Origin of the sequence: Bradyrhizobium sp., from assembly GCF_030646015.1 — a bacterium.
Lineage (GTDB): Bacteria > Pseudomonadota > Alphaproteobacteria > Rhizobiales > Xanthobacteraceae > Bradyrhizobium.
In genome coordinates, this window is sequence record NZ_JAUSLT010000096.1 from 42,276 (window position 1) to 65,877 (window position 23,602).

The 23,602-nt window shown below is 63.7% G+C and carries 20 protein-coding genes; 6 read left to right on the top strand and 14 right to left on the bottom strand.

Annotation, left to right across the window (positions count from 1 at the left end):
* Position 1: 1 nt before the first annotated feature.
* From Q7T45_RS15305 to Q7T45_RS15320, 4 genes are read right to left on the bottom strand one after another with little or no spacing between them, the layout of a single operon-like run.
* Entirely contained in the window at positions 2-1,561 is a 1,560-nt protein-coding gene (locus Q7T45_RS15305; protein ID WP_304871782.1) for an ABC transporter substrate-binding protein, read from the bottom strand.
* Positions 1,562-1,591: 30 nt separating this feature from the next.
* Positions 1,592-2,587 carry an ABC transporter ATP-binding protein gene (locus Q7T45_RS15310; protein WP_304871783.1) on the bottom strand — a complete coding sequence of 332 codons (996 nt, stop codon included), beginning with the start codon at positions 2,585-2,587 and terminating at the stop codon, positions 1,592-1,594.
* A 5-nt stretch (positions 2,588-2,592) separates the two neighbouring features.
* Positions 2,593-3,675 carry an ABC transporter ATP-binding protein gene (locus Q7T45_RS15315; RefSeq protein ID WP_370691285.1) on the bottom strand — a complete coding sequence of 361 codons (1,083 nt, stop codon included), beginning with the start codon at positions 3,673-3,675 and terminating at the stop codon, positions 2,593-2,595.
* Positions 3,675-6,119, bottom strand: a complete 2,445-nt coding sequence (locus tag Q7T45_RS15320) for a CaiB/BaiF CoA-transferase family protein (RefSeq protein WP_304871784.1) — start codon at positions 6,117-6,119, stop codon at positions 3,675-3,677. The genes Q7T45_RS15315 and Q7T45_RS15320 overlap by 1 nt, the downstream gene beginning before the upstream one ends.
* 238 nt (positions 6,120-6,357) lie before the next feature.
* Between Q7T45_RS15320 and Q7T45_RS15325 the strand changes: the two genes are divergently transcribed.
* The 3 genes from Q7T45_RS15325 to Q7T45_RS15335 are packed head-to-tail and all read left to right on the top strand — an operon-like array spanning position 6,358 to position 9,319.
* Positions 6,358-6,912: a carboxymuconolactone decarboxylase family protein gene (locus Q7T45_RS15325; RefSeq protein WP_304871785.1), complete on the top strand. Its 555-nt coding sequence runs from the start codon at positions 6,358-6,360 to the stop codon at positions 6,910-6,912.
* 1 nt (position 6,913) lies between these two features.
* Entirely contained in the window at positions 6,914-7,714 is an 801-nt protein-coding gene (locus Q7T45_RS15330) for an SDR family NAD(P)-dependent oxidoreductase (protein ID WP_304871786.1), read from the top strand.
* Positions 7,715-9,319, top strand: a complete 1,605-nt coding sequence (locus Q7T45_RS15335) for an NAD(P)/FAD-dependent oxidoreductase (RefSeq protein WP_304871787.1) — start codon at positions 7,715-7,717, stop codon at positions 9,317-9,319.
* 215 nt (positions 9,320-9,534) lie between these two features.
* Here the strand turns inward: Q7T45_RS15335 and Q7T45_RS15340 are convergent, their stop codons facing one another.
* The gene (locus Q7T45_RS15340; protein WP_304871788.1) at positions 9,535-10,359 is read right to left on the bottom strand and encodes a dienelactone hydrolase family protein; all 825 of its coding nucleotides are present in this window, start codon (positions 10,357-10,359) and stop codon (positions 9,535-9,537) included.
* Between the two features lie 89 nt (positions 10,360-10,448).
* On the opposite strand from Q7T45_RS15340, the gene Q7T45_RS15345 reads away from it, so the two are divergent.
* A complete protein-coding gene (locus Q7T45_RS15345) occupies positions 10,449-11,381 on the top strand; it encodes a GlxA family transcriptional regulator (protein ID WP_304871789.1) in 933 nt (310 codons plus the stop codon).
* A 64-nt stretch (positions 11,382-11,445) separates the two neighbouring features.
* Here the strand turns inward: Q7T45_RS15345 and Q7T45_RS15350 are convergent, their stop codons facing one another.
* The 5 genes from Q7T45_RS15350 to Q7T45_RS15370 form a co-directional block, all read right to left on the bottom strand.
* A complete protein-coding gene (locus tag Q7T45_RS15350) occupies positions 11,446-11,745 on the bottom strand; it encodes an HU family DNA-binding protein (protein WP_304744032.1) in 300 nt (99 codons plus the stop codon).
* Between the two features lie 208 nt (positions 11,746-11,953).
* Positions 11,954-12,412: a RidA family protein gene (locus Q7T45_RS15355; protein WP_304871790.1), complete on the bottom strand. Its 459-nt coding sequence runs from the start codon at positions 12,410-12,412 to the stop codon at positions 11,954-11,956.
* A gap of 18 nt (positions 12,413-12,430) precedes the next feature.
* Complete coding sequence (locus Q7T45_RS15360; protein WP_304871805.1) at positions 12,431-14,140, bottom strand: benzoate-CoA ligase family protein; 1,710 nt, start codon at positions 14,138-14,140, stop codon at positions 12,431-12,433.
* A gap of 316 nt (positions 14,141-14,456) precedes the next feature.
* Positions 14,457-15,275, bottom strand: a complete 819-nt coding sequence (locus Q7T45_RS15365; protein WP_304871791.1) for an alpha/beta hydrolase — start codon at positions 15,273-15,275, stop codon at positions 14,457-14,459.
* Positions 15,276-15,278: 3 nt separating this feature from the next.
* Positions 15,279-15,773, bottom strand: a complete 495-nt coding sequence (locus tag Q7T45_RS15370) for a MarR family winged helix-turn-helix transcriptional regulator (protein ID WP_304871792.1) — start codon at positions 15,771-15,773, stop codon at positions 15,279-15,281.
* Positions 15,774-16,071: 298 nt separating this feature from the next.
* Here Q7T45_RS15370 and Q7T45_RS15375 point away from each other — a divergent pair, with 298 nt between their 5' ends.
* Positions 16,072-17,247: an ABC transporter substrate-binding protein gene (locus Q7T45_RS15375; protein ID WP_304871793.1), complete on the top strand. Its 1,176-nt coding sequence runs from the start codon at positions 16,072-16,074 to the stop codon at positions 17,245-17,247.
* Positions 17,248-17,286: 39 nt separating this feature from the next.
* On the top strand, positions 17,287-17,742 hold the full coding sequence (locus tag Q7T45_RS15380) for a cupin domain-containing protein (RefSeq protein ID WP_304871794.1): 456 nt from the start codon (positions 17,287-17,289) through the stop codon (positions 17,740-17,742).
* 185 nt (positions 17,743-17,927) lie between these two features.
* On the opposite strand, the gene Q7T45_RS15385 is transcribed toward Q7T45_RS15380, so the two are convergent.
* The 4 genes from Q7T45_RS15385 to Q7T45_RS15400 form a co-directional block, all read right to left on the bottom strand.
* On the bottom strand, positions 17,928-19,178 hold the full coding sequence (locus Q7T45_RS15385) for a flavin-dependent oxidoreductase (protein WP_304871795.1): 1,251 nt from the start codon (positions 19,176-19,178) through the stop codon (positions 17,928-17,930).
* 58 nt (positions 19,179-19,236) lie between these two features.
* Positions 19,237-21,585: a bifunctional salicylyl-CoA 5-hydroxylase/oxidoreductase gene (locus Q7T45_RS15390; RefSeq protein ID WP_304871796.1), complete on the bottom strand. Its 2,349-nt coding sequence runs from the start codon at positions 21,583-21,585 to the stop codon at positions 19,237-19,239.
* A 172-nt stretch (positions 21,586-21,757) separates the two neighbouring features.
* Positions 21,758-22,594: an enoyl-CoA hydratase family protein gene (locus Q7T45_RS15395; RefSeq protein WP_304871797.1), complete on the bottom strand. Its 837-nt coding sequence runs from the start codon at positions 22,592-22,594 to the stop codon at positions 21,758-21,760.
* Positions 22,595-22,739: 145 nt separating this feature from the next.
* Positions 22,740-23,501: an SDR family NAD(P)-dependent oxidoreductase gene (locus Q7T45_RS15400; RefSeq protein ID WP_304871798.1), complete on the bottom strand. Its 762-nt coding sequence runs from the start codon at positions 23,499-23,501 to the stop codon at positions 22,740-22,742.
* Positions 23,502-23,602 lie beyond the last annotated feature (101 nt).

The following is a 23,602-nucleotide window of genomic DNA, read 5'->3' on the forward strand; positions in this document are numbered from 1 at the left end:
CCTAGCTCTCCAGCCAGACGTCGTCGTATTTCGGCTTGCCGAGCAGGTTCGGCCTGTAGCCCTGCACCTTCTTGTTCATCGCCACCAGTTCGAACTGGAAGGCGAGCGGCGCGACGAAGGCATTCTCCATGACAAGCCTCTGCACGGTCGCGAAGGCCTTGGTGCGGATTTGGACGTCTTCTGAGGCGCGGGATTCCTTGATCGCGGCTTCCAGTTCCGGTGGCACCGCTCCCCTGCCGCCATTGTAATAGGCGTCCTTGGTGAACATCAGCGAATAGGTCAGGCTCGGGTCCGGCCGCCCGGTCCAGGCCGCGAGCAACCCGGAGCCGCGTTTCTCGGCGCCGAAGAACGCCGCCGAGGCTTCCGCGATCGGCGCGTTGAGGAAGCGCACGCTGATGCCGGCCTTGCGGAGTTGCTCGATCAGGATTTCCTGGCGCTGAACCGAGTCCTGATCCGGGTAGCCGACCAGATCAATCGTGGTCCCCTCCTTGAAATTCGCTTCAGCCAGCAGCTTGCGCGCCTGGGCTGGATCGTAAGGCGTGAGTGCTGCGACCGATTTGTCGTAGGCCCAATGCGATTTCGGCAGGTTCATGTAGGCCGGCTCGGCCAGGCCCGCGAGCGCCGCCTTGACGAAAGACTCGCGGTCGATCGCCATGTTGAACGCCTTGCGCACCCGGATGTCGTCAAACGGCGGCTTCGCCCAGTTCAGGAAGATCTGGAAGACGTAGAGTGTCGGGCCGTTGAAGACCTTGAGGTCCTTGGAGCGCTCGACGACGACTTTTTGGCGCGGCGGCAGCTGATAGATCAGATCGTTCTGTCCGGCGGTGACCGAACGCACACCCGTAGTCAGTTCAGGGATGATCGCGAATTCGATACCGTCCGGATATGGCCGGTTCGGTTTCCAGTACTTCTCGTTGCGCTTGATGACGATCTTCTCGCCGTCCGCCCAGCTGACAAACGTATAGGCGCCGGCGCCGACCGGCGTGCGCGCGACGTTGCCGGCCGCGCTGGCCTTGAGTGCCGTTGGCGAGACCATCATGCCGGCACGGTCGCTGAGGATACCGGGCAATGCGGCGTCGAGCGCGTTCAGCTTCAGCGTCACCTGCATCGGACCGGTGACGGAAGCGGATGCCATGGTCGCGAGATCGGCCTTGATGTTGGATTTCGGATCGGACTTGTTGCGCTCCAGGTTGAACTTGACGGCCTCCGCATCGAGCGGCGTGCCGTCGTGAAAGGTCACGCCCGGGCGGATGTTGAGGACGAAGGTGGTCGGATCGGAAAAGCTCCAGCTCTCCGCGAGGCCCGGCTTCGGCTTCAAGGTCTCGAAATCCCACTCGGTCAGCGTATCGTACATGGTGAACAGAAACGCGTGATCCGAGCCGGCGCCGCCGGTGGCCGGGTCGAGGCTCGACGGATTGGTGGGGGCGGAAATGCGCAAGATGCCGCCGCGTTTCGGCGTGCCCTGCGCGCGGACATCGCCGCCGAACGCGACGCCGGCCACGGCACCCGACAACAGCGCCATCGCTTCCCGGCGCGTCGTCCACATCTTCTCTCTGGTCATGGCTTTGTCCTCCTCGAACGGGATGATGGTTTAGCTCGGCGAAAAATTCGGACGATCGGCGAAATGGCAGGCGACCCAGTGATCGGGCTCGAGTTCGCGCCAGGCCGGAGTTTGTTCCGCGCAGACGGACTGCGCATACTGGCAGCGGGTGCGGAAGCGGCATCCCGAGGGCGGATCGATCGGGCTCGGCATCTCGCCCTGCAGGATGATGCGGCGGTCGCTGCGCATCGTCGAGGGCAGCGGCAGCGGCTCCGCCGACAGCAGCGCCTGGGTATAGGGATGCAGCGGCCGTCCGGAAACGCTCTCGGTCGGGCCAAGTTCGACGAAGCGGCCGAGATACATCACTGCGATGCGGTCGCTGATGTGAGACACCACCGACAGATCATGCGTGATGAAGACGTAGGTCAGCCCGAGGTCGCGCTGCAGTTCGGCAAACAGATTGAGCACGTCGCCGCGGATCGACATGTCCAATGCCGCGACGACCTCGTCGCAAACGATCAGTTTCGGCCGCAGCGTGAGCGCACGCGCAATGATCACACGCTGCTTCTGCCCGCCGGACAGCTGGTGCGGATAGCGTTCGCCAAGCTCCTGGGGCAGGCCGACCCGCTCCATGGCGTCCTGCGCCCGCGCCAGCCGCTCGGCTTTGGTTCCCGCACCCGCGAGTTCGAGTGGCTCCAGCACGGACGAGATGATCGTCATGCGTGGATTCAGCGCCGCATTGGGATCCTGAAAGATGATCTGGTAGTCGCGGCGGTGGCTCTGGAATTGCTTGCGCGGCAGCGCCTGCGGATCGACGCCATTGTGCAGGATGGTGCCCGCGGTCGGCTTCAGCAGGAACACCAATGCGCGGCCGATCGTGGTCTTGCCCGATCCGGATTCGCCGATGATCCCGAACGTCTCGCCACGGCGGACGTCGAAGGAGACGCCGTCGACCGCCTTCACCGTGGCGCGGCGGTCCATTGTCTGAAAGCCCACCTCGAGGTCTCGCACCGAGACGATGGGCTCCGCCTTGCTGTCGCCGGCCATGGGCATCATTGCCTGACAACCCTTCCCGCAATCGGCGCGGAGGCCGCGTGCTGCAGGGCGCCGGGCAGATCGAGCTCTCGAAAGCGCCAGCAGCGGACCTTGCGGCCCTCGCCTGCGTCGAGCAGTTCCTGTTCGGCTTCGCAGCCCGCGATCGCATGCGGGCAGCGCGCCCTGAAGCGGCATCCGTCGGGCATCTCGGCGATGGAGGGAACCCGGCCCGGAATCGAAGGCAACCTGCCGAGGCGCGGGCTCAAATGCGGCAGCGAGCGCAACAGGCCGGACGTATAGGGATGCAACGGCCGCACCAGCGCGGCGTCGACCGTGGCGTCCTCGATCACCTCGCCCGCATACATGGTGATCATCCGCGTACAGGTCTCGGCGACCACGCCGAGATCGTGGGTAATCAGCATCAGCGCCGTCTTCGAGGTTTCGCTCAGGTTCCGCAAGAGATCGAGGATTTGCGCCTGCACGGTGACATCAAGCGCCGTGGTCGGCTCGTCGGCGATCAGGAGCTGCGGCCCGCAGATCAGCGCTGCCGCGATCATGACGCGCTGGCGCATGCCGCCGGAGAGTTGGTGCGGATATTCGTCGATCCGACGTTCGGGCGAGGCGATGCCGACGCGGCGCAGCATATCGATGGTCTGCGCCCGCGCCTCATCCTTGCTGACGTTGGTGTGAACCCGCAGCGTCTCGGCAATCTGGTGTCCGACGGTGAACACCGGATCCAGCGCGCTCATCGGCTCCTGAAAGATCATCGCGATCCGGCGCCCGCGTATCCCGCGCATGGTCCTGGTGCTGCACGAGGCCAGATCGACGCCGTCGAACATGATCGAGCCGTCCAGGCCGGAGAGATTGTTCGGCAACAGGCGCAGGATCGAGAGCCCGGTGATGGTCTTGCCGCAACCGCTTTCGCCGACGATGCCGACGCGTTCGCCGGGCGCGATGTCGAAGTCGATCTTGCGCGTCGCCTGCCAGATCCCCTGTGCGGTCTTGAAGCGAATGCCAAGCCCACGCACCGACATCAGCGCGTGCCGGCTGCCGGCGGCCGCTGCTCCCGATATGCGCTCTGCCGGATGGGCCGTTTCCATCAGCCTGCTGCCCGCTTCTTTCCTGCCGCGAGTTGTTCTTCCATCAGCATCTCGGTTCCGATGATACCGTCGCGCGCCAGTTGGTCGATCTCGGCGTCGGACAGCCCGAGCATGCCCGCGAGGATTTCACGGTTGTGCTCGCCGAGCGTCGGCGGCGCGGAGCGAATTTCGAACGGCCGGTCGGTTTGGCGGAACGGCATCGATGGCTGCGGATGCCTGCCGATGAAGGCGCGGTCGATCTCCTGGATAAATCCGCGCGCATGCAGTTGCGGGTCGGACAAAAGTTCGATCGGCAGCCGCGCCACGCCCGATGCGATACCGGCGGCCTGCAACGCATTCATGGCGTCGTCAGGCGCCCGGGTTGAAGTCCAGGCCGTGATGGCCGCTTCGATCTCGTTCTCGATCCGGCGCCGCGCCGCCGCGCTCTTCAGCCCTTCGTCCGCGGCCCAGTCCGGCCGGCCAAGCAGCTGACACAGCTTCGGCCACATCGCATCGCTGGAGACCGCGACCACGATCCAGCTGTCGCTGCCGGCGCAACGAAAGCAGCCGTGCGGCACAAAATCCGGATGACGGTTGCCGTATTTCACAGGCGCTGCGCCATCGATCGAATGCGCGGTTATCCAGGGCGCGGCGAACGGCATCATGCATTCGATCTGCGCGAGATCGATGAACTGGCCGTTCCCGGTCAGCCTCGCATGGATCAGGGCCGTCAGGACCGCGGCGCAGCCATTCAGCCCGCCGACGGCGTCGCCGAACGCGATGTGGCTCATGACCGGCGATCCATTGGCATCGCCGACGACACTCGGCAAGCCGGAGCCCTGCTCCAGCGTCGAGCCATAGGCACGGCAATTGCGATGGATGCTCCCGGTGCCGAACGCCGACATCGACATCATCACCAGCTTTGGATTGAGCTGGCGAAGCACCTCATAGCCGAGCCCGAGTTTCGGCAGCACCTCGACAGAATAGTTGTCGACGACGAGATCGGCGTCCGCCAGCAGCCGTTTTGCAAGCTGCAGGCCCTGCGGCCGGGTCAGATCGAGCGTGATGCCGCGCTTGTTGCGGTTCATGATGCAGTAGCGCACCGATTTCTCGTACATCTGTTCGAGAACATAGGCCGGCCGGCGATCGACGCCGCGCCACCAGTCCGGATACTGGATCGCCTCGATCTTGATGACGTCGGCGCCGAGATCCGCCAGCGTACGGGTGCAGATTGGACCGGCCCAGCCCATCGAAAAATCGATCACGCGCACGCCCTCGAGCGGCAGGCGCTTTGCGGCGCCGGCCTTGGCCGCGGGAGCGCGTGCTGCCACATCGCCGGGATCGGCCATGACGGGCTGCACCTCACCGATGTCAGGAACGGAACCGCCGCGCCGTGGCGGCGTGCCGGTCAACCGCTGCATGGAACCCGCGGTAAATCCGGTCTCGCTCCCGATCGTGATCGGGACGATGGCGCCGCGCGATCGTTTCTCGGCGTCGCCGACGAGATCGCCAATCCCGGGTACCGGCACGATCGGGATTTTACGTCTCAACCCCTCGGCGAACCATTCCTGCGCGGTGCGCTGCTTCAGCCTCGGAATGAACTTGCCTTCGATTTCGTCCATGCGCGCCAGCCGATCGACGCCCATGGACAGCGTGGCGTCGTCGCGCAGGTCGTGGAGCCCCAGCATGTCGCAAAAGGCGCGCCATTGCGCGGGGGTCACCGTGGTAACGCCAAGCCAGCCCTGTCTGGTTTCGTAGATGCCGACCGGAAAGGTCGGCCAGAAGCGGTTGACACCGATCCGGCGCATGATGTCGCCGTGCACGAAGGATTCGAACATGGTGTATTCGGCGACTGCGATGCTCGATTCGAAGATGCTGAGCGAACTGGTGCGGCCGTGTCCGTCCTGCATCCGGCCAAGCACCGACGATGCCGCTGCGATAAAGCCCCAGAGGCCGGCGAAGATCCCGGTCTGAAAATCCGGCGCGTGCATCGGCGGCCCCTCGGCCGGACCGACCAGTTTGATCAGGCCCGTCAGCGCGCGAACCGTGGCGTCCGTGGCCTCGAATTTCGCGTACGGCCCTTCACGGCCGAACCAGCTGACATCGAGATGAATGAGGCCGGGATTTTTCTGCCTGAGCGCGGCAAGATCCAGTGCCGGACAATCCGCCGCGTCGACATCGCGGCCGTCGATCAGGATATCGCAATGGCCGATCAACTCCGCCAGGCGCGCCGGAGCGCCGGCATCATGGGGATCGAGCACGATGCTCGACTTGTTGAAGTTCAGGAACGCGAACCAGGCGCTCTGGCCTTTCGGCGTCAACGGCGCGGTGCGGCGAAGCGGACCACCCTGCGGCGGTTCGATCTTCTGAACGGTCGCCCCGAAGTCCGCGAACAGCCGGGCGCAGTAGCTCGCCGCCGCAGCACTTCCGATCTCGACAATTACAAGATGCGACAACGCCTCCATCACGCTTCCTCATTGCCCAAATGACCAGCGCGCATCGCGTCCGGTTCGGCTTGTTGTTGCCGGCCATGAAACCTTGGTTGGTTTGCGATGCAAGCGGAATTTTGTTCCGTGTTACGGAATTGACGCAGGCTCCTCCAACTCGCCTTTCGAATCCCGATTGTGCGACGGCAGGAAGCAGAGCAAATTCCCTTTTGATGAACGGGGATCTCCGGTCACGCCATAAACAAGGAACAACAAGATGGCTCGCCTGCCCTATCTCGAGGCCGATCAGATTGCCCCTGAATATCGCGACATGCTCAAGCGCAACACCAATTTGCACAAGCTGTTGGTCAATTCGCCCGACATGGCGCGCGCCTTCAGCGGAATGGGCGGCTATATCCGTTTCAAGAGCAAACTCGACCCGCGCTTGCGCGAACTCGCAATTCTTCAAGTGGGCTGGTTGGAAAAGTCGGAGTATGAGTTCACTCACCATGTCAAGATCGGCAAGGAGTTCGGCGTCACCGACGAGGATATCGCCGGCCTGATCGCCGAGACCGAGGGCAAGTCTTCCGGACTCGAGCCGTTGGCCAGGGCGATCCTGAAAGGCGCCCGCGAGATGGTCCGCGAGCTCGCTATGTCCGACGCCAGTTTCGCCGAGATCAAGAGGGAACTCAGCGACGAGCAGATGACCGATCTGGTGCTCACCATCGCCTTCTACTGTGCTGTCGTCCGCGTGCTGGCCACCATGCAGATCGACAATGAACCCACATACAAAGAGGTACTGAAACAGTACCCAATTCCGGGAGTGAACTGACATGCGCCTGAAAGATCGCGTCGCCATCGTCGTCGGCGCCGGCCAGAGCCCGGGCGAAGGCATCGGCAACGGCCGCGCCACCGCGCTCACCTTCGCGCGCGAAGGCGCCCGCGTGCTGTGCGTGGATCACAATCTCAAATCGGCCGAGGAGACGGTCGACATGATCGGCGCCAGCGGCGGCGCGGCGGTGGCCTTCAAGGCCGACGTGACCAAAAACCTCGAACTCGAAGCCATGGTCGCGGATGCGCATACCCGCTGGGGCCGCATCGATATCCTGCACAATAATGTGGGAGTGAGCATCGCCGGTGGTGACGCCGAACTGCTGGATTTCACCGAGGAGGCGCTCGAACGCTGCGTGGCCATCAACCTCAAGAGCTGCATCTTCGCGGCCAAGCACGTCATCCCGATCATGCGCCGGCAGAAGAGCGGCGCCATCATCAACATCTCCTCGATGGCCGCCATCACCACCTATCCCTACGTCGCCTACAAGGCGACCAAATCGGCGATGATCGCCTTCACCGAACAGCTCGCCTACCAGAACGCCCAGTTCGGTATCCGCGCCAACGTCATCCTGCCCGGTCTGATGAACACGCCGATGGCGGTCGACACCCGCGCCCGGGAGTTCAAGAAGAGCCGCGCCGAGGTCGAGGCCGAGCGCGACGCAAAAGTGCCGTTGCGCGGCAAGATGGGCACCGGATGGGACGTCGCCAACGCGGCCCTGTTCCTGGCTTCGGACGAGGCCAGTTTTATCACAGGCGTGACACTGCCGGTGGACGGCGGCGCAAGCGTGAGGCGCGGATAGATGGCGCTGACCCTCGATTACGACGCCATCATCATCGGGGCGGGCATGTCGGGCATGTACCAGCTGCACCGGCTGCGCCAGCAGGGCATGCGGGTACGGGTGTTCGAGGCCGGCACCGGCGTCGGCGGCACCTGGTACTGGAACCGCTATCCGGGGGCGCGTTTCGATTCCGAAAGCTACTCCTACGGCTATTCCTTTTCCCAGGAGCTGCTGGAGGAATGGAACTGGTCGGAGCATTTCGCCGGCCAGCCGGAAACGCTGCGCTACCTCAATCATGTCGCCGACAAGTTCGACCTGCGCCGCGACATCCAGTTCCGCAGCCAGGTCACGTCGGCCGTCTGGGCCGAGGACACCCGCAGCTGGACCATCACACTGCAGGACGGCAGCCAGTTCCGCGCGCGCTTCCTGATCACCGCGATCGGTCCACTCTCCGCGCCTACCTTGCCACGGATCGAAGGCGTGGCCTCATTCAAGGGCCAGTCGTTCCACACCGCCCGATGGCCGCACGAGCCGGTCGACTTCACCGGCAAGCGGGTGGCGGTGATCGGCACTGGTGCTACCGGCGTGCAGACCATCCAGACCATCGCCGGCAGCGTCGGTCATCTCACCGTGTTTCAGCGCACGCCGAACTGGTGCGCGCCGCTGCACAACGGCAAGATCGACGCCGAGACGCAGGGCAAGATCAAGGCCGGCTATCCCGAGATGTTCAGGCGCTGCCAGGAAACGTTTGCGTGTTTCATCCATAACCCGGATCCGCGCGGGACCTTCGAGGTATCCGACGAGGAGCGTGAGGCCTTCTTCGAAAAGCTCTATGCCGAGCGCGGCTTCGGCATCTGGCAGGGCAATTTCCGCGACATCCTGATCGACCGGAAAGCCAACGCGCTCATCAGCGATTTCGTGGCGCGCAAGATCCGCCAGCGGGTAAAGGACCCAAAGGTTGCGGAAAAGCTGATCCCGAGGAATCACGGTTTTGGTACGCGGCGGCTGCCGCTGGAGACCTTCTATTACGAGGTCTACAACCGGGACAATGTCGCGCTGGTCGACATTACGGAAACGCCGATCGAGCGAATCACACCTGAGGGCATCAAGACCAGCGACAAGGAATATGAGTTCGACATCATCATCTACGCCACCGGCTTCGACGCCATCACCGGAAGTTTTGACAAGATCGATATCCGGGGAACGAACGGCGCCCGGCTGAAGGATAGATGGAAAAGCGGGCCGGAGACCTTTCTCGGTGTCATGGTCGATGGCTTTCCCAACATGCTGATGCTGATGGGACCGCATACAGCGCTCGGTAATATTCCCCGCAGTATCGAGTACAATGTCGATTGGGTGACCGGGCTGTTAGGCTACGCGAGGCAAACCGGCCTGACGCGTGTCGAAGCCACGTCATCGGGCGTCGCGTCCTGGACCGATCACGTCAAGGCGCTCGGAGTCGGCCTGCTCTCCAACGAGGTCAATTCCTGGATGACCGGGATCAACAGCAACGTGGAAGGCAAGCAGACCCGTATCGTCGCACGCTACAGCGGCAGCGCGCCCGCCTACCGCGCCCGATGCGACGAGGTGACGGCGAAGGGGTATGACGAACTCGCGCTCGCGTAACGACGAAGGGCGCATCTTCTCCCCTCCCCCCGCGCTTGCGGTGGGGAGGGGTCGGGGGTGGGGGGTTTATCGGCCGGGACCGATGCATTTGGTGAACCCGCACTACCCCCCACCCCCGACCCCTCCCCGCCACGCGCAAGAGCGCGTGGAGGGAGGGGAGAAGAGCATCGACACCCGATGAATCTCGAAACGGTGAGTCTCATCGGAGAAACGTCTCACCGTCGTTCGACGAGCCGTTGCTTGAAAAACGCCAAAATCTCGTCGCGCGCCGCGATCGTCGGCTGGCCCGCTTCGTCGATCAGGTGGGCGGTGACGACGCTATGGGGCGTCGTGACGTGGCGTTCGAAGAACGGCGCAAGATCGGTGTTGGCCGCGCTGTCGGGAAGCACGCGTCCGATGAAGCGGTCGCCAAGCGCTTCGGAATAGGCCTGGAAGCGCTGGGCCATGCAGAACTTGTCGCCTTCGAAACGATAGGCCAGCACGGTCAGGCCGTCCCGTTCGAGCCGCTGGCGCACTGCCTTGACTTCGTCGGGCGCGATTTCGATGCCGGCGGGGTTGTTCAGCGGCAGTGACGGCTGCGACAGCACCGGCGCCAGCACTGACGGTTCAAGCATCATGGTCAGCGCGAAATTTCCCGTGAAGCACATCCCGATGGCGCCGACGCCGGGGCCGCCGCATTCGTCATGCGCATACCTCGCCAGCGATCGCAGCCACTGCGTCACTGGACTCGACTCGTTCGCGGCGAAGGCGCGAAACTCGGCGCTGACGCAGGCCCGCTGGAACACCGCGGCGCCCTCGTCCGCGCTCGGGACGGCGCCATCGCGGCCGAACAGCGACGGCATGTAAACGGTGAACCCGGCGTCGCGAACCCAACGGGCGAAGCGCGCAACATGCGGGCTGATGCCCGGCATTTCCGTCATGACGATGACCGCGGGTCCGGTACCGGCGACGAGCACCGCCTTGGTGAGGCCGTCGAGCGTGATCTCGCGGCGCTGGAAATCCTCCAGCGAATCGTCCTGCTTCATCGATCGTTTCGGCATGGCGTCACTCCCCGGCGGCGGGCCAAGGATTGCGATTTCACGCGCAAGCGGCTAGTGTCAAAAATGACATTGATCAGGTATATTTTGACATGACCCGAGTTGCGGTCCTCGAGATCCAGGGCTGTATGGCGTCAAGTGCCGCCATCACCCACGACGTGATGGCCACGGCCAACCAGATCGGCGGGACGGCGAAGCGCGCTTTGCCGTTCGAGGTCGACACGGTTCGCCTGGGCCCGCGCCGAAACGGCGAAAAGCTGCGCGACGCCGAACTCATCATCATCCCCGGCCTTGGCATCGCCTCGGCCGATGGACTGAACGCAAGACTGAAGAGTCCCGCCTGCCGGCGCGCGGCAGAAATGCTCGCGCAGGCATTCGAGTCCGGCACAGCCCTCGCGGCATCCTGCGCCAGCACGTTCCTGCTTGCGGAAACCGGGTTGCTGAACGGCCGGCGGGCGACCACCACATGGTGGCTCGCGCCAGAGTTCCGCCGCCGCTATCCCCGGGTCGAGTTGCTGACCGAGCAGATCGTGGTGGCCGATTGGCCCATTGCAACCGGGGGTGCCGCGATGGCGCAGATGGACCTGATGCTGGCGGTGGTCAGCCGGTTTGCCGGGCCCCGCCTGGCCAAGGCCTGCGCCAACTACCTGCTTCTCGATGAACGGCGTTCGCAGGCGCCCTTCATGGCTGTCGCCTACCTGGCAGGTCAGGACCCCAAAATGGCGAAAGCCGAAGGCTGGGTTCGCGCCAATATCGCCCGCGACTTCGGCATGGAAGAACTCGCCGAGGCGGCCGCGCTGGCTCCCCGCACCTTCGCCCGCCGGATGACGGCGACCTGCGGTGTCACGCCCATTCAATTCGTGCAGCGGATCAACGTCGAGACGGCGCGCTATCTGCTGGAGACCACGCGCCTGTCCGTCGACGAAATCGCCCGGAAAGTGGGGTATGCGGAGCCTTCGACCCTGCGTCGACTGATCCGGCGCGATACTAAACATTCGCCCGGGCACTTCCGCCCGGCAGCCTGAATGCTGCCGGCGGAGCTGCACTGGCCCAAAATGCAAAAGGTCCCGGGTGGGACCTTTTGAAATTTTAAACCGCGTCTTTGGCTGCCTTGACCGGGCGGGCTCTGACGATCTTCCGGGCCGGCTTGGCCTTGAAGGTCATGGCCTCGCCGGTGAAGGGGTTCGTGCCCTTGCGCGCCTTGGTGGCGGGCTTCTTGATCACCACGAACTTGGCGAAGCCGGGAACGAGGAACACACCGGACTTCTTGAGCTCTTTGTAACCGACGGTCGCCAACGTCTCGAGCACGCCCTTGACGTCCTTCTTCGCGATTTCGTTCTCGGCAGAGATCTTCTCGATCAGCTGCGACTTTGTCATTTGTACTGCCATTTGGGCTCCTGTAAGTTGATTCGCATCGCAGACAGTATTGGGAATCTAGCGTAAAAACCGCGTATTTCGCGATCTGCACAGTTTTGTTGCTGCGCCAGATGCCCCTGCCCGCTTTGCCTGCTGCTTCGACCGCGAGGTTCAAACTCGCCGAATCAGCAGTCCTAGAGCCTGAAAGTAACAAAACCACGGCCGCCATGCGAAGATTCGTTCAGCGCGGCACCACTGCTGTGGCCTCGATCTCGACTCTAGCGGCCTTTTCCACAAGACGTACGACCTGGACCAGCGCCATGGCCGGATAGTGCGCGCCGAAGATCTCGCGATAGGACTGGCCCAGCAGCTTCAGGTTCGCCAGATACTCCTCGATATCGACGACATACCAGGTGAGGCGAACGAGGTGTTCCGGCCGCGCGCCGCCCTCGGCGAGAATGGCTGAGATGTTGCTCAGGGTCTGACGAACCTGCGCGACGAAATCGGCCGGCAGGCGACCCTGGTTGTCCCAGCCGATCACACCACCCGTCACCACGAGGCGGCCATCGGCCGCCATGCCGTTGGCGTATCCTTTCGGCGCCGGCCAGCCGGCCGGCTGCAGAATCTGCGGGCCCGCGGCCGGCGTCTCGCCCTTGGCAATCGGCAGCACCGCAAGGGTGGGTGCTTTTGGCGTGCTCACAACCGGTTCTCCATCAAATTATTCGGCGGCCATGCCGGAGGACGGCGCCGCCGATCCGGCCTGAGCCATCTGTCGCAGCGCAAATCGCTGCAGCTTGCCGGTTCCGGTCTTGGGCAATTGCGCGACGAATTCAACCGCGCGCGGATATTTGTAGGGCGCGATCGTGCGCTTGACGTGATCCTGCAGTTCGGCCGCCAGCGCGGCATCGCCGTCGATGCCGGGAGCGAGCACCACATAGGCCTTGACGATCATGCCGCGCGCCTCGTCGGGCGCGCCGACGACGCCGCATTCGGCCACTGCCGCATGGCCGAGCAATGCGGCTTCCACCTCGGGACCGGCGATGTTGTAACCGGAGGAAACGATCATGTCGTCCGAGCGGGCGACGAAGGAGAAGCGGCCCTGCTCGTCGCGGACAAAGGTATCGCCGGTCAGATTCCAGCCGTCGCGGACATAGTTCGACTGCCTGGAATCCGCGAGATAGCGGCATCCGGTGGGACCGCGAACGGCGAGCTTGCCTGATGTGCCCGGCGGCAATTCGTTCATGTCGGCGTCGACGATTTTGGCTTCGTAACCGGAAACCGGACGCCCGGTGCTGCCGGCGACGGCGTCGCCGGTTCGGTTGGTGATGAAGATGTGCAGCAACTCCGTGCTGCCGATACCGTCGAGAATGGTCTTGCCGGTTCTGCGGGTCCAGCTGTCGAACACCGGCGCCGGCAAGGTCTCGCCGGCTGAAACGGCAATACGCAGCGACGACAGATCGGCGCCCTTGTCCATCGCAGCCATCATCGCCCGATATGCGGTCGGCGAGGTAAAGCAAATCGTCGCCTTGTAGGTCTCGATGATCTTGACGATCTCGGCGGGCGCCGCGTTTTCCAGCAGCGTCGCGGTGGCGCCGAACCGCAGCGGAAAGATCGCGAGCCCGCCCAGGCCGAACGTAAAGGCCAGCGGCGGTGATCCCACGAAGACATCATCCGGCGTGACCTGAAGCACTTCCCTTGCATAGCCATCCGCGACGATCAGGAGATCGCGATGGAAATGCATCGTCGCTTTTGGCTCGCCCGTGGTGCCCGAGGTAAATCCCAGCAGCGCCACATCGTCCCGGCCGGTCTTGACCGCATCGAACCGCACCGGCTTGCTCAGCGCCACCCGGTCGAGCTCGGCGTCATGGTTTGACGTCCCGTCGAAATTCACCACCTGCTTGAGAAACCGGCTGGTCTTGGCGCACGCCACCAGTTCGTCGGCGATGCGGCTGTCGGTCAGCGCGAGGCCGATCTCCGCCTTGTCGACGATTTTTGTCAGCTCGCCGGCACGCAGCATCGGCATGGTGTTGACGACGACGGCGCCGGCCTTGGTGGCCGCGAGCCATGCCGCGACCAGCGCCGGATTGTTGCCCGAGCGGATCAGCACCCGGTTGCCGGGCTTGACGCCGTAATTCTCAACCAGGGCATGCGCAAGGCGGTTCGACCAGTCGGTCAATTCCTTGTAGGTGCGCTGGCGGCCATTGCCGATCAGCGCGACATGATCGCCGAACCCCTGCTCGACCATACGGTCGGTCAGTTCGACCGCGGCGTTCAGATAGTCGGGGTATTGAAACTCCGGCCGGTCGAGAACCAGTTCCGGCCATTGCTCGGATGGCGGTAGATTGCGCCGCGCAAAATCGTCAACATGGCCTGATGGACCGAGCGATCGACCAAATGACGGCCTTGGGCTGGGAATTCCACCTGACATTTCCATCGCCTCCATCGTCCCTGTATTCGGGATGAAAGGGTTGAGACCAATATCCAGGCCGTCCGGCATCGGACTATCGCAAAACATTTTATACTTAAAGTAATTTGGCGCAAGAGCCGGGATCGGGGCCATGCCAGCAATTTTGAAGGCGGTTTGGGTCACCTCTCCCCGCTTGCGGGGAGAGGTCGGATCACATCGCAGATGTGATCCGGGTGAGGGGGTACCGGGTCATCAACCGACACCAGACTCGTGGAGAGTCCCCCTCACCCCGACCCTCTCCCCGCAAGCGGGGCGAGGGAGAAGAAGCCTTCATGCCCTAGCGGCCCGCCAATTGTTTCAGGCGCGCTACCATCGGCGAGGCCGGATCGGCGAGCGGGGCGATGGCGGTAAAATGATTGGCGCCGGCAACCACGCCGAACCGTGTGGTGACGCCGGCCGCGCCCCAGACCTCGACGATGTCTCGGCTTTGCCGAAAATACTCGGCGCTTTCGTTCTCGCCCACCACCGCGTCGAGACTCTTGTCCGCGGGCGAATTCCAGAACAGCGGACTTGCGGCCCTGGCGGCGGCGGCATCGAGCTGCAAGGCCCGGTTGATCGAGGTCTCGATCAGCGGGGCGAGATCGAACAAACCCGAAATCGAATAGGCCGACATCATGAAATCTCGCGGCACCGACGCATCCATGGCCGGCCAGTCGGTCGCCAGCATGCAGGCCGCGAGGTGCCCGCCGGCGGAATGGCCGCTGACGACGAGGGACTGTCCCAGCCGCGCCAGTTCGCGGCAGGCCTCCCGCATCTCCGCGATGATGTTGTCGATGCTGACATCGGGGCACAGGTCGTATCCTGGAATGGCAACGCCGATGCCATGGGCATTCAGCCCGCCAGCGAGATGGCTGAAGAACGAGTTATCCAGTGCCTGCCAATAGCCGCCATGGATGAAGACGACGATCGGCCCATCATGGCCGCCGGGAAAGTAATCGATCACGTTGCGCGCGCCGGGCCCGTAGCGAACAAGGCGCGACACGTGCCGCTCGCGATAGGCCGCCGCGTCCCTCGCCCAGCCCGCGATCAGAGCAGGGTTTTCCGGAACCCGCGCCCGGTTGTTGTACTCGGCCTCATAGTCATCAGGCGCACTCATGACTCAGAGCGCTCTTTTTTGCGCAGACTTCTGCGCCGAGCCCTTGGTCTTGGCCAACAGCCGCATCAAGTCGCGGACGTCCTTCGGCGAAAGGTCGGAAAATATATCGGCAATCCAGGTCTGGTGCTCCGCCGCCATCCGGCGAAACTCGGCGCGGCCGGCCTTGGTCAATCGTATCACCTGGACGCGCCGGTCGGTGTCGGAGGTGCGCCGGTCCAGATGACCGGATTCAACCAGCCGCTCGACCAGCCCGGTGACGTTACCGTTGGAGACCATCATCCGCTTCGAGACATCGGACAGCGTCATGCCCTCAGGCACCTTGTCGAGCTGGGCCATCAGATCGAAGCGCGGCAGGGTGACATCGAACCGCTCGCGCAGCCGGCCGCGCACCTCACCCTCGATCAGGGTGGTGCAGGTCAAGAGCCGCAGCCACAATCGGAGTTCGTCGCCGTGATCTTCCGGGAGCTCGACCGCCTTGGTCTCGGAATCAAGGATCATGATGCAATCACCTGACTGGCCTTCGCGGCAGCACGGAGAAATGCGCCGCCAACCTTGCATCGGTCGGCCTGTTATTTCGACCTTCAAATAATTTACCTGTCACCGCAAGTCAAAACGCCGCACGCCCACGCCGCATTTTCCAGTTTCTTTAGGGTTCAAACAATTGGCGCGCGGCTTGCATGCCGCGTCGTGGTCGGATCGGCGCGCGCCTTGCGGCTTGCTTGCAGCAGCGGTCTTCATCAGAATATGCTTGAACCTCGCGTCCCGGATCAGGGTCGGCGTAACGGGAGAGATAACCATGAAGCAACAGTTGAAGTTGGCCGCAACGGCGGTTCTCCTGAGCGTCGCGACGGGACCGGCGATCGCGCAGGAAAAACTCAAGATCGGCGTGATCGTGACGCTGTCGGGTCCGGCGGCGGCGCTCGGCGCGCAGGTCCGCGACGGTTTTGCGCTCGCGGTCAAGGATCTCGGCGGCAAGATGGCCGGTCGCGATGTCGAGGTGGTGGCGGTCGACGATGAACTCAAACCGGACGGCGCCGTCACCAAGGTCAAGGGCCTGCTCGAACGCGACAAGGTCGACTTCGTCGTGGGCCCGATTTTCTCCAATATCCTGCAGGCCATCCACAAGCCGGTGACGGATACCAAGACGTTCCTGATCAGCCCGAACGCCGGCCCTTCCAGCTACGCCGGCAAGAACTGCAGCCCGTTCTTCTACGCAACGTCCTACCAGAACGACCAGGTGCACGAAGTTCTCGGCAAGGTCGCCCAGGACCGCGGCTACAAGCGCGTCTACGTCATGGTGCCGAATTATCAGGCCGGCAAGGATTCCGTCGCCGGATTCAAGCTCGCCTACAAGGGAGAGATTGTCGAGGAGTCCTACATGCCACTCGGCACCCTCGATTTCCAGGTCGAGCTCTCCAAGATTGCGTCACTGAAGCCCGACGCCGTGTTCACCTTCATGCCCGGCGGCATGGGCGTGACATTAGTGAAGCAATACAGGCAGGCCGGCCTTGCCGACAAGATTCCAGTGCTCTCGGCATTCACGGTCGACGAATCCACCCTGCCGGCGCAACAGGATGCCGCCGTCGGCATGTACGCCGGTTCGAACTGGGCGCCCAATATGGACAATCCGCAGAACAAGAAATTCGTCGCCGGCTATGAGGCCGCCTACAACATCGTGCCGGGCACCTACGCCATGCAGGGTTACGATACGGCCGTGCTGATCGACAGCGCCGTCAGGGCGGTCAAGGGCGACTTGTCCAACAAGGAAGCGGTCTCGGCAGCGTTGAAGAAGGCCGACTTCACCTCGCTGCGCGGCGCCTTCAAGTTCAACAGCAACGGCTATCCGATCCAGAATTTCTACCTGACCAAGGTGGCCAAACGGCCGGACGGAAAATTCCAGACCGAAATCTCCGAGAAGGTGTTCGAGAACTACGGCGACCGCTACGCCAAGGATTGCGCGCCGGGTAAATAAGCGCTCCAAAGCAAGAACGATTTTGGGAGGAAACAAGCGATGACAAGCGAGATCACCGGCATTATCAGGGCCAACGAGGGCATGCAGGGAATTTCCTGGAATATTCTCGGCCAGACCTATGTACCGAAGAACCGCACCGAACATTGCTTCTCGTGGCACGCGACGTTGCCGCCGGGCACTTTCGTGCCGCCTCATATCCATCCGGACCAGGACGAATATCTCTACATGCTGGAAGGCAAGCTCGATTTCATGCTGGGCGGCGCCGAGGCCCAGGCCAGCGCGGGCGACCTGATACGCCTCGGCATGGGCGTTCCCCACGGCATCTTCAACAAATCCGATCAGACCGCGAAGGTGCTGTTCTGGGTATCCCCGACGCGGAAACTCTTCGACTTGTTCTGGGGGCTCCACAACATGAAGGAGCAGAAGCCGGAGGACGTGGTGGCGATGGCCGCCGAATACAACATCCACTTCCTGCCCCCGCCGCCGGGGGCGTGAGGAGCATCGCGGAGCCCAAGCCGCCGGGCTGCGCGCGACACACTGAGTGTCGTCCCTGCGAACGCAGGGACCCATAATCCCGGTCGTCGGTTATTGCAGAAGGTATCTCACACCGCCTTTTCCCCGATGGGCCGCGGCGTATGGGTCCCCGCGTTCGCGGGGACGACGTTGAGAGATAAGGACGGTTACGCCCTCACCGCCGCCAGTCCCGGCACCGCGGCAAACCCTGCCTTGCTGGCATAGCCGCGCACGATGGCCTCGCGCTGGCTGTAGCTCAGCACCTTGTCGATGTCGTCAAACCCATCGGGCGCCAGTTGCTCGACCGCATCGATCACGCCCTCCGGTCCGCCGCGGCGGTTGGCGCGCACGATGTCGGCCGTCATCGGCAATCGCTTCTGCTCGTAGGCCATCAGCGCCTGGCGCGGATGCTCGGAGCGCACCAGCGCGTCGGCGAGACAGCGTGCGTCGAGAATGGCCTGCGAGGCGCCGTTCGATCCCACCGGATACATCGGATGCGCGGCGTCGCCGAGCAGCGTGACGCGGCCGCTGGACCAATAGGGCAGCGGGTCCCGATCGCAGCAGGGATACTCATAAAACTCCGATGTCGCCGCGATCAGGTTCGGTACCGCGACATGCGGCACCGAGAACCGCGCGACATGCGGCATCAATTCCTCGCGCTTGCCGGGCCGCGACCAGTCTTCGCGGCGCGGCGGTGGAGCATTGCCTTCGCCGACCTTCACCAGCACCGCCCAATTGGTCAGCCGGCTCGCCGGGCTCGACCCTTCCGCGATCGGATAGACCACCACCTTGGCGTTGAGGCCGCCGGCAACGATCATCGAGCGGCCGTCCAGAAACGCCGGCCAGTCGCGCGCGCCGCGCCACAGCATCAGCCCGTTCCAGCATGGCGGCCCTTCCGCGGGAAACAGCGTCTCGCGCACCCGCGAATGAATGCCGTCGGCACCAACAAGGATATCGCCGCGCACGGTTTGGGTATGGGAGCCGGTGCGATCGAAGAAATGCGCGGTTACGCCGCCCTCGTCCTGGGTGAAGGCGCCGAGCCTGCAGCCGGTGTGAATGGCGTCATGGCCGAGCCGCTCCTCGACGGCGCGGTGGATCACGCTCTGCAGCCGGCCGCGGTGAATCGAGAATTGCGGGACGTCGTGGCCGGCGTCGACGCCGCGGGATTCGCGCCAGACTTCCTGGCCATGGCGGTTGAGATAAAAAAGCTCGTGGGTGCGGATCGCGACGTCATCCAGCGCCTGCAACAGGCCGAGCCCGGCGAGCTCGCGGATCGCATGCGGCAGGGTGTTGATGCCGACGCCGAGCTCGCGAATGCTGTCGGATTGCTCGAACAGCTCACAGCCGATGCCACGGGCCCGCAACATCAGCGCTGTGGTAAGGCCGCCAATACCGCCGCCGACGATAATTGCCTTCATCACCCTACTCCACTGAACCCGAAACGCGATGCGAAGGCCCTAAACCTCGCATGCAGGGTCACTCCGCCGCAAGCGGCTTTGTCGCCTCCGCCTTCAGCTCGGCCCGGGTCTTCGGCTTAGCCTTAATTTTCAGATCGTCGAAATCCTGCCGGTCGCGCACGCTGTTGCGGAAAATCTGCTCCTTGCCGGGCTGGTATTGTGGCGGGCAGGCAACCTCCGCGCCGTACCAGGCCGCCGCCTTCAGCGTAAAGGACGGATCAACCAGATGCGGGCGCCCGAGCGCCACCAGATCGGCGCGGCCGGCGGCCAGAATGGTATTGACCTGATCCGGTGTCGTGATGTTGCCGACGCACATGGTGGCGACGCGGGCCTCGTTACGGACCTGCTCGGAGAACGGCGTCTGGAACATGCGGCCATAGATCGGCTGGGCATCGCGCACGGTCTGTCCGGTGGAGACGTCGATCAGGTCGACGCCGGCTTCGGCAAAGGCGCGCGCGATCTCGACGGCATCGTCGCCGGTGATGCCGCCCTCCGCCCAGTCGGTGGCGGAGATGCGCACCGACATCGGCTTGTGCGCCGGCCACGCCGCCCGCAACGCCTCGAATACCTCGAGCGGAAAGCGCAGGCGATTTTCCAGCGAGCCGCCATAGGCGTCGCTGCGCTGGTTGGTCAGCGGCGAGATAAAACTCGCCAGCAGATAGCCGTGGGCGCTGTGCAGTTCCAGCATATCGAAACCGCAGCGCTCGCCGCGCTCGGCAGCCCTAACGAAGTCAGCCTTGACCGTATCCATCGCCGCGCGGTCGAGTTCGCGCGGCACCCGGCTGTCGGGGAAATAGGGAATCGGCGACGCCGACACGACGTCCCAGCCGCCCTGCTCCAGCGGCCGGTCCATGCCGTCCCACATCAATTTGGTGGCGCCCTTGCGGCCGGCATGGCCGAGCTGGAGCGCGAACTTCGCCGCTGAATTGGCATGGACGAAATCGACGATGCGCCGCCACGCGGCCTCCTGCTCGTCGTTCCACAGACCGGCGCAGCCGGGCGTGATGCGGGCATCGCGGGAAACGCAGGTCATTTCGGTAAAGATCAGCCCGGCGCCGCCGATCGCGCGTGAGCCGTAATGCACCAGATGAAAATCCCCGGGCACGCCCTCCTTCGCCGAATACATGCACATCGGCGACACCACCGCGCGGTTGGCAATCTCCATTTCGCGCAGCCGCAGCGGCTGGAACATCGGCGCTACCGGTTTGTCGATATCGACGTCAAAACCTTTGGCGCGGACCTGCTTTGCAAATGCTTGATCGACCTCGGCGACAAAATCGGGCGCGCGCAGGGTGAGATTGTCGTAGGTGATCGCCTTGGCGCGCGTCATGACGCCGAAGGCGAACTGCACCGGATCGAAATCCCAGAAGCGATCGACGTGCTCGAACCAGACCAGCGACACGTCGGCGGCGTGCTGGGTCTTCTCGACTTCCTCGCGGCGGCCGGTTTCGTAACCCTGCAGCGCGGCCTCGACCGTCGGCGCGCGATGCATGGCGTCCGCCAGCGCGATGGCATCTTCCATCGCCAGCTTGGTGCCGGAGCCGATCGAGAAGTGCGCGGTCGCCTTGGCATCTCCGAGCAGCACCATATTGTCCTTGACCCAGCGCTTGCTGCGGATCATCGGAAAATTGCGCCACATCGAGCGGTTGATCAGCAGCGGATGTCCTTCGAGAAACCAGCCGAAGATCTCCGCCATCCGGTCGGCAGATTGCCGCTCGTCCAGGCCCTCGAGCCCGGCGCGTTGGAAGGTGGCGGGATCGGTCTCGAAGATCCAGGTCGAGCGTCCCGCTTCATACTGGTAGGCGTGGGCGATGAACGGGCCCCACTCGGTTTCCTGAAAGATGAATGTGAAGGCGTCGAGCGGCCGGGTCGAGCCCATCCAGGCGAACTTGTTGGAGCGCAGGTCCACCTCGGGCTGAAAGTGCTCGATATACTTTTCGCGGAAGCGGCTGTTGATGCCGTCTGCCACCACCACCAGATCGGCATCGGCAAAGCGGGCTTCATCCTCGACATCGGCCTCGAACAGCAGGACGACGCCGAGTTCGCGCGCCCGCTCCTGCAGGATCAGAAGCAGCGTGCGGCGCGAGCAGCCACAAAAGCCATTGCCGCCGACCCGATGCACCGTGCCGCGAAAGTGCACGGCGATATCGTCCCAATAAGCGAATTGCTGGGTGATGCGGCGATAGCTCGGGGCATCGTATTTTTCGAAATTGTCGAGGGTCGCGTCGGAGAACACCACGCCGAAGCCGAAGGTGTCATCGGCGCGATTGCGCTCATAAACCGTGATCTCGGCCTCCGGCCGCTGCTTCTTGAGCAGGATCGCCGAATAAAGACCGGCCGGTCCACCACCGATGATCGCGATTTTCATAAGAGCCTCCGGCGCCGCGGGACCGTTGAATTATTTTAAACCTAAAGCAATTCCGCGGCAAGACCCCCGTATTCGTAGCCCGGATGGAGCGCAGCGCAATCCGGGTTCTATCAGCACCGGCGGAAATCCCGGGTTACGCTGCGCTCCACCCGGGCTACGCTCACAAAAACCCTCAATTCCCCTGGAATACCGGCTTCACCTTGTTGGAAAATGCCTCGAACGCCCGCGCGAAATCCGCGGTCGTCATGCACAGCGCCTGCGCCACGGCCTCGGCTTCGATCGCCTCCTCGACCGACATCGCCCATTCCATCGCCAGCATGCGTTTGGTCATGGTGTTGGCGAAGGTCGGGCCCTCGGTGATCTGCCTGGCCAGCAGCTGCGCCTGCGTCAGCACGTGCTCCGGCGCAACGATGCGGCTGAAGAAGCCCCAGCGCTCGCCCTCCTCCGCGGTCATGAAGCGGCCGGTATAGAGCAGTTCCGAGGCGCGCGATTGCCCGATGATGCGCGGCAGGATCGCGCAGGCCCCCATGTCGCAGCCGGCCAGCCCAACCTTGTTGAACAGAAAGGCGACCTTGGCGCCTGACGCCGCGAGCCGCAGGTCGGACGCCATCGCGACGATCGCGCCCGCACCGGCGCAGATGCCCTCGACCGCCGCGATCACCGGCTGCGGACAGGCCCGCATCGCCTTGACCAGATCGCCGGTCATGCGGGTGAAGGCGGTGAGGCTTTTTGTGTCCATCTTGACCAGCGGGCCGATGATCTCGAACACATCGCCGCCGGAGGAAAAATTGCCGCCGGCTCCCGTCACGACGATGGTCTTGACGTCATCGTCCATCGCGCAGGCACGGAAAAAATCCGTCAGCTCACGATAGCTCTCGAAGGTCAGCGGATTCTTTCGCTCGGGACGGTTCAGCGTCACCGTGGCGACGCCGCCGCTCACGGCCAGCAGGAAATGCTTCGGCGAATAGTCCGACAGCGGCAGCGTGACGGGATTGGCGGGACGGTTCATGGGGTTTCCCTTATGCTTATTGTCTCATTTTCTATCATCGTCATTGCGAGGAGCCCTTGCGACGAAGCAATCCATCTTTCTCGCCGTCGGGAAGTAAGATGGATTGCTTCGCTTTGCTCGCAATGACGGGATCGAGATCGGTGTTTCAAATCTCTCCACCGGCTACCGCGATGGCCTGCCCGGTGATCGCGCTCGATCCCTCGCCACACAGCCAAAGCACGGTGTCGGCCACCTCCGCTGGAGTCACGAGGCGGCCCTGCGGATTATGCCTGGCAAGCTCTGATATCGCCTGCTCGCGGCTGCGGCCGGTCTTTTTCATGATGTTGTCGATGCTGCCGGCCACGAGATCGGTATCGGTGAATCCCGGACATACCGCATTGACCGTCACGCGTGTAGCGGCCAGTTCCAGCGCCAGCGAGCGCACCAGCCCGACCACCGCGTGCTTTGCCGCGCTGTAGGCGCTGACATAGGCATAACCCTTGAGACCCGCGGTCGACGCCACGGCGACGATCCGGCCGTAAGGCTGGCCCTTCATTGACGGCAACGCCGCCTGGATAGTGTGAACCACGCCCATGAAGTTGATATCGATCATGCGCCGAAACAGCGCCGTATCGGATTTGCCGAACGGCGCGGATTCCGCGCTGCCGGCATTGGCGATCAGGATATCGATCGGCTGCCGGGCCGCGGCCTTCGCAATGGCGGCGCCGACGGCGGCCGGATCCGCGACGTCGGCCACTTCAGCAAAATGCGCATCGCCGGTGGCGACGGCGTCAGCCAGCGTGGCACGGTTGCGGCCGAGCACGGTGACCGTCGCCCCTGCCCGCGCCAGCGCCGACGCGATCTCGCGGCCGATGCCGCGTCCGCCACCGGTGACGAGCGCATGCGGGGAATGCGGCAATCCGGACATCAGCGGCCTTTCCGAGTGAGCTCCTCGACGTGCCCTTTCGGATATATTTTAAACTTCAAGCTTTTGCAAGAAACCCGGTCGCGGTGAGCTTGACAGCGCGG